Annotated in this window: 4 protein-coding genes and 1 pseudogene; 4 read left to right on the top strand and 1 reads right to left on the bottom strand. The window is 46.0% G+C overall.

Going from position 1 to position 5748, the window contains the following annotated elements; genetic code table 11:
• Positions 1 to 316: 316 nt before the first annotated feature.
• On the bottom strand, positions 317 to 745 hold the full coding sequence (locus N7974_RS19900; RefSeq protein WP_262967281.1) for a DUF6399 domain-containing protein: 429 nt from the start codon (positions 743 to 745) through the stop codon (positions 317 to 319).
• 301 nt (positions 746 to 1046) lie between these two features.
• Between N7974_RS19900 and N7974_RS19895 the strand changes: the two genes are divergently transcribed.
• The 4 genes and pseudogenes from N7974_RS19895 to N7974_RS19880 all read left to right on the top strand — a co-directional run bounded on the left by N7974_RS19895 (position 1047) and on the right by N7974_RS19880 (position 5386).
• Positions 1047 to 1982 carry a hypothetical protein gene (locus N7974_RS19895; protein WP_262967280.1) on the top strand — a complete coding sequence of 312 codons (936 nt, stop codon included), beginning with the start codon at positions 1047 to 1049 and terminating at the stop codon, positions 1980 to 1982.
• A 206-nt stretch (positions 1983 to 2188) separates the two neighbouring features.
• Positions 2189 to 2788, top strand: a complete 600-nt coding sequence (locus tag N7974_RS19890; protein ID WP_262967279.1) for a recombinase family protein — start codon at positions 2189 to 2191, stop codon at positions 2786 to 2788.
• Positions 2789 to 2792: 4 nt separating this feature from the next.
• Positions 2793 to 4425, top strand: a pseudogene (locus N7974_RS19885) (IS481 family transposase).
• Positions 4415 to 5386 carry an ExeA family protein gene (locus N7974_RS19880; protein ID WP_262967278.1) on the top strand — a complete coding sequence of 324 codons (972 nt, stop codon included), beginning with the start codon at positions 4415 to 4417 and terminating at the stop codon, positions 5384 to 5386. The pseudogene N7974_RS19885 and the gene N7974_RS19880 overlap by 11 nt, the downstream one beginning before the upstream one ends.
• Positions 5387 to 5748: the final 362 nt, after the last annotated feature.

The raw sequence follows: 5748 nt of genomic DNA, 5'->3' as shown, positions 1-5748 counted from the left end.
AATCATTCGACCGATCAACTAATGAATAACGCCGACACAGCGATGTATGTAGCCAAGAAATCAGGAAAGAATACCTACCGATTCTTCAATCCAACGATGACCGCACTATTAAGCGATAGTGATGACTGAATGATCAAAATAGTGCACATGACTCTCAATAAACACAATTAGTGATAACCGGCCAATCAGCAGCGTCGACTGAATCCAATGGCAAATTTGGGCTTCGCCCCTGCCACTTGTTAATGAAGCTTCCTTCTTGATCGTGTTGTCTGGTTTGCTTGTCCAGATTGGCTACCAACTTAACACGGGACAGTTATCAAAAACAGAGGGTTACGAATAATACGTTGCCTTTCCTAGGCAGAGGAAGATCACCCATTTCATTATCCAACCATGAAAATAGATCAGGAAATTCCCGGTCAAATAAACGCATCGCCGCTGTTGTCCCATCAAGGCGCTTAATTCCATAATTATGAATCACTGTTAATGCTCGAAGACGTTTTGCCGTCAAGCTACGACCATTGTGATACATCTGCGACAGGAAACCATTGCGCCCTTCAACTGCTGAGGAGCTATGATGAAATTTTCTTGTTATCCATTCCGCCCAAGCCACCCAGCGTTCCAACTCGCTTTCAGACAAGATCGTGAAGTACCAATTATCAAAACTGTCCGAAGTATTGCCATAAAAAGGCAGGCAGAAATGAGTAAAAAAAGCGCAAGATTTTGATGAGACACAAAAAGCTAACACGCGTTAGAAACCTTAAAGGAGTAGAAAACGATAAATGAGATTGCTCAAGAGTATCGTGTTCGATAGAGTTTACGCGTACACCTTATATAGTGCTTGAACGGTAATAAATTATTTAATACAAAACAATAAGTTGCGATAAAATAGGCCATTGAAAATTAAATAACAGCCTATTGGCGTATAAAATGCTTAATTCAAGTAACTTACTGATAATTATGAATAATATTTTCATCGAAAAGGGCTTGGCGAAAGCGACCTCCCGGATAAGCACCTCAGCTTTCAAATTCTCGTTGGAAAACTCCCGATGAGAAAGGTATTTCCTCTACAAATGAGCATCGGTCAACGCGATTTTGCTGATATCAAAATAGATATTTCCTCCCGTGATGACATTCCGATCATCTTACTGGGCTTGCAACACATTTATACCACTCAGCCATTAAGGGATGCTGTTTTTAAAATACTGGAGGAAGTGGTGCCTACTAAAATTGACGCCGAAGTGACAAAAATCGTTGCCATCGACAAAGGCCGCCCCGGTATGAATCAATGGTCGATTTTGGTGTTAGGATCGCTACGCGTAGGACTGAATACAGACTATGATCGCATTCTGGAGTTGGCCAATCAGCATAACACCCTACGTGAAATGCTCGGTCTTGGTTGCTTTGATGCCGACAAACGCTATCGCCTGCAAACCTTGAAAGACAATCTCAAGCTGTTTACGCCAGCGATCATGGCGCGTATTAGTACTGAAGTTATTCGAGCCGGCTATCAATTACTGGATCTGGATATTCATGCGCTGATCAGAGGCCGTTGCGATTCTTTTGTGTTAAAAACCAACGTGCATTTTCCAATCGATATCAGTTTACTGCATGACGCGATCCGGATTCTGATTCGGACGTGTGTCAAATGGGGCTTGCAACATGCCTTACCTGAATGGCGACTGCATAAGTACAACTTGTCTAAATTTAAAAAGCGGTATCGCACGCTGCAAAAACTCAAATATTCCACGTCAAAAAATGACGCTATCAAGGCCGCCAAAGCACTTGAGATCAAACAGGCCTACCAGGACTATATTGATTTGGCAGGGTTCTATCTTGAGCGCACTAAAGCCAGTATGTTGACGTTAAAAAATGACTTTCACATACCAGAAATGTTGCTTACCGACTTGAGTACTTTTAGCTGTAACGGCTTGCATTTGAAAACAGTCATGCTCGCATTTAACGCTTTTTCTTGCTCACAATAACTGCAAATGAAATCGCACTCATGCTCAGATTATCTGCAAATGAGCTTGCATTTATCTACCTCTGCTTGCATTCCATTGTCTTGTGCTCAAATTAAATGCAAATGAAAATTGGCTACTTTGTACCAAATGGGTATACCCAATCGAGCTGCCATAATGAAACACTTTTTTTGTCCCAATAGGGTTGTTTTGATATTTTTGGTATGATAATGTTTCAGCCTCTAAAGGCTAATGGGACACTACAATTTATGGCGCTCTACGGTTATGCCCGTGTTTCAACTGGCGATCAAGACTTAACACTTCAGGAGCACACACTACGCGCTGCTGGATGTGAGGTGATCCGCGCCGAAAAAGTCACAGGAACAAGTTGGGTTGGTCGGACTGAACTACAGGTGCTTTTGGATTTCTTACGACATGGGGACACGCTCATGGTCACACGGATTGACCGCCTTGCGCGTAGCATCAAAGATCTTCAGGATATCGTGTTTATGCTGAAAGAGAAGGGTGTAACTCTTAAGGCGACAGAGCAACCTATCGACACGCTCAGTGCAGCAGGTAAAGCTTTTCTGGACATGCTGGGCGTTTTCGCAGAATTTGAAACAAACCTTCGACGTGAACGGCAGCTTGAAGGGATTGCTGCCGCAAAGTCTCGTGGTGTCTATCTTGGCCGTAAGCCATCAATCAACTCAGGTGAAATTCAGCGTCTTCATCTCGAAGAAAAGTTAGGTGCAACGGAGATTGCGCGGCGACTTGGAATTGGCCGTTCCTCTGTATATCGCGCACTGACCTGTTATGGACGGCAGGCGTAAAGTTATTCCGGTCGATTCGCTGCTGCAATTGCGGCAACGGCTTGATTGCTTGCCGCCAAAGAGTCCGGAACGGGCTATTCAGATTGCAGCAGTAGCCAAGTTGTACGGGATCTCTACAACAACTGTCTATCGTGCGTTATACGCTTTCCGGAAGCCGCATTCCGCGCATCGTGCTGATCACGGAAAACCGCGTCTATTGCCTCAATCCGAATTAGAACGTTACTGTGAGCTGATTGCGGCACTGAAGTTACGTACCACCAACAAGCAAGGACGCCATCTTTCTACTGGACGAGCCATTGAGCTGATGGAAGATTACGGTGTGGAAACCGCACACGGTTTAGTCAAAGCCCCCAAAGGTCTATTGCGCCGCCCAACCGTCAATCGCTATCTGCTCTTGTTACGACTGGATCAGCCTCGCCTGTTACGCGAGCCACCAGCCGTTCGATTCCAAGCTGAGTACAGCAACGATTGTTGGCAATTTGACATGTCACCCTCGGATCTTAAACACATCGATAAACCTACCTGGATTGCCCCCCAGAAGGGCGTACCAACTTTGATGTTGTTCAGTGTGGTGGACGATCGTAGTGGCGTATGCTATCAAGAATACCAGTGCGTTTATGGCGAAGATGCGGAGTCTGCACTACGCTTTCTCTTCAATGCAATGGCAGCGAAAGCTGATGCCGCTTTTCCATTTCAGGGACGACCTAAAATGATTTATCTCGACAATGGGCCAGTAGCCAAGAGTCGAGTGTTTCAGAACGTCATGCAGGCTCTTGACATTGAATGGCAGACACACGTTCCGGCAGGCAAGGATGGAACACGCACCACGGCTCGCTCGAAAGGCAAGGTCGAACGTCCCTTCCGGACAGTAAAGGAGGCGCACGAAACGTTATATCACTTTCACAAGCCGGAAACAGAAAAGCAGGCTAATGAATGGCTAATACGATACCTGCTGCGTTACAACGATCAAGAACATCGCTCCCGAAAAACACTCACGTTTGGAGGATTGGCTGAAAAACCTGCCATCGGATGGTTTACGCGACATGTGTACCTGGGAACATTTTTGTCGCTTTGCGCGTGAACCGGAACGACGCAAGGTTGGTATTGATGCCCGTATTAACATTAGCGGCACGGCCTACGAAGTGGAATCAGACATGGCGGGTGAAACAGTTATCTTACTATGGGGCTTATTCGACGACGAAATGTATGTCGAATTCGATGGCGTTAAGTTTGGCCCTTACTACCCTGTATCCGGTCCTATCCCGCTACATCGGTACCGCGCATTCAAGCGAGGCAAGACAGGAGAGCGTGCTGATCGCATCCGAGCACTGGCTAATCAACTGGGGTTACCGATCTCGGCACTGTCCGGCGATGATGTACGTCTGATACCGGCGGCAGGTGTAGATCTGCAGAAACAGCCTTTTGATACACAGATACTGGAATACCAATTTTCCAATAGGATTGCCGCCAAGCTTGCCATTGCTGACGATTTGGCTATACCACTGGCGAAACTGTCAGCAACTGACCGCACTTTCATCGAGCAGATTCTGGACGAAACACTAACGCGTAGTATTGTGCTTGCCAGGCTACGTAGCTATTTTCGAGAAAAGAAAACAGGAGAAGAACATGCGGGTTGAAGTAATGCAACATTATGGGCTGACGCAGCCACTTAGTCAGGCCGGTTATTACGAGACTGATCTGCACAAATTATTGCTTAAGGATATCAAAGGTGCAATCCAGGAAGGTCGATTAATTGCTGTATGCGGGGGCGTGGGTAGCGGAAAAACCGTGACCATGCGACGCTTACAGCAGCAATTGAAAGAAGAAAATAAAATCACGGTATCAAAATCGTTGTCAGTCGAGAAACACAGTGTCAAGTTGACCACGCTGATCGCGGCACTGTACTACGATCTCGCCACGGATAAGCAAGTACAAATACCCAAACAGGGCGAACGGCGCGAGCGTGAATTACGCGAGTTAGTACGCAAGAACAAGCGACCAGTCGCCCTGTTCGTTGATGAAGCACACGACCTTAGCAGCCAGACACTGACCGGTTTAAAGCGTTTAATGGAAGTAATCGAGGATGGCGATGGACGATTATCCGTAATTCTCTCCGGCCATCCAAAGTTGCGCAACGACCTTCGGCGGCCAACCATGGAAGAGATTGGTTTTCGGACAGATGTATTCAATCTGGACGGGATCGCCGGTAGCCAGCGTGAGTACATTAACTGGCTGATAGGCTCATGCACTAAGAGCGAAGTTACAATCGAATCAGTTCTAACACTAAACGCTATCGACCTGTTGGCAACGCGGTTGCGGACACCTTTACAAATCCAAATGCATCTAGCTTTAGCGCTGGAAGCGGGCTACCAAACCGGCGAGACGCCGATATCTGTTGAGCTAATGGAATCGGTGTTATCACGTCAACTGGACGATCTGGAACCAACGCTGACCCGACATGGTTACCGCCTCAAAGATCTGGTAGAACAGTTTGATGCCAAGCCAGCGGAGATCAAGGCGTTATTCAATAATACGCTGGACGCTACTCGTATAGCAGAACTTCGCTGTCAGTTCCAGGCTGCGGGTTTACCTATATGATCAGGTTGTGTTGTTGAAACAAATTCAGCCCCATAAAGCTAAATTCAACGGTTTAGAGGGCTCTATTTCATTTGCATTTAATTTGAGCACAAGACAATGGAATGCAAGCAGAGGTCGATAAATGCAAGCTCATTTACAGATAATCTGAGCATGAGTGCGATTTCATTTGCAGTTATTGTGAGCAAGAAAAAGCGTTAAATGCGAGCATGACTGTTTTCAAATGCAAGCCGTTACAGTTAGGCTATTTTTTCAGTAGTCTTTTTACCCGTCCTGGATCGCTGCGTTAAGCGGATAACGCATAATCAGCTTTGCAAAAATATGAAAAGGTTTAGAATGCAAACGACAACGCAAGAAATACTGCA

This window comes from Methylobacter psychrophilus (assembly GCF_025583945.1).
GTDB classification, from domain to species: Bacteria; Pseudomonadota; Gammaproteobacteria; order Methylococcales; family Methylomonadaceae; genus Methylobacter_C; species Methylobacter_C psychrophilus.
Note: the sequence above shows the minus strand (reverse complement) of the source record. Positions and strands in the feature narration are given on the sequence as shown.

What these genes read in the sequence shown, in the direction of transcription:
- N7974_RS19890 (WP_262967279.1), top strand. Translation starts at nt 2,189, where the DNA reads ATGTTTCAGCCTCTAAAGGCTAATGGGACACTACAATTTATGGCGCTC.
- N7974_RS19880 (WP_262967278.1), top strand. Translation starts at nt 4,415, where the DNA reads ATGCGGGTTGAAGTAATGCAACATTATGGGCTGACGCAGCCACTTAGT.
- N7974_RS19895 (WP_262967280.1), top strand. Translation starts at nt 1,047, where the DNA reads ATGAGAAAGGTATTTCCTCTACAAATGAGCATCGGTCAACGCGATTTT.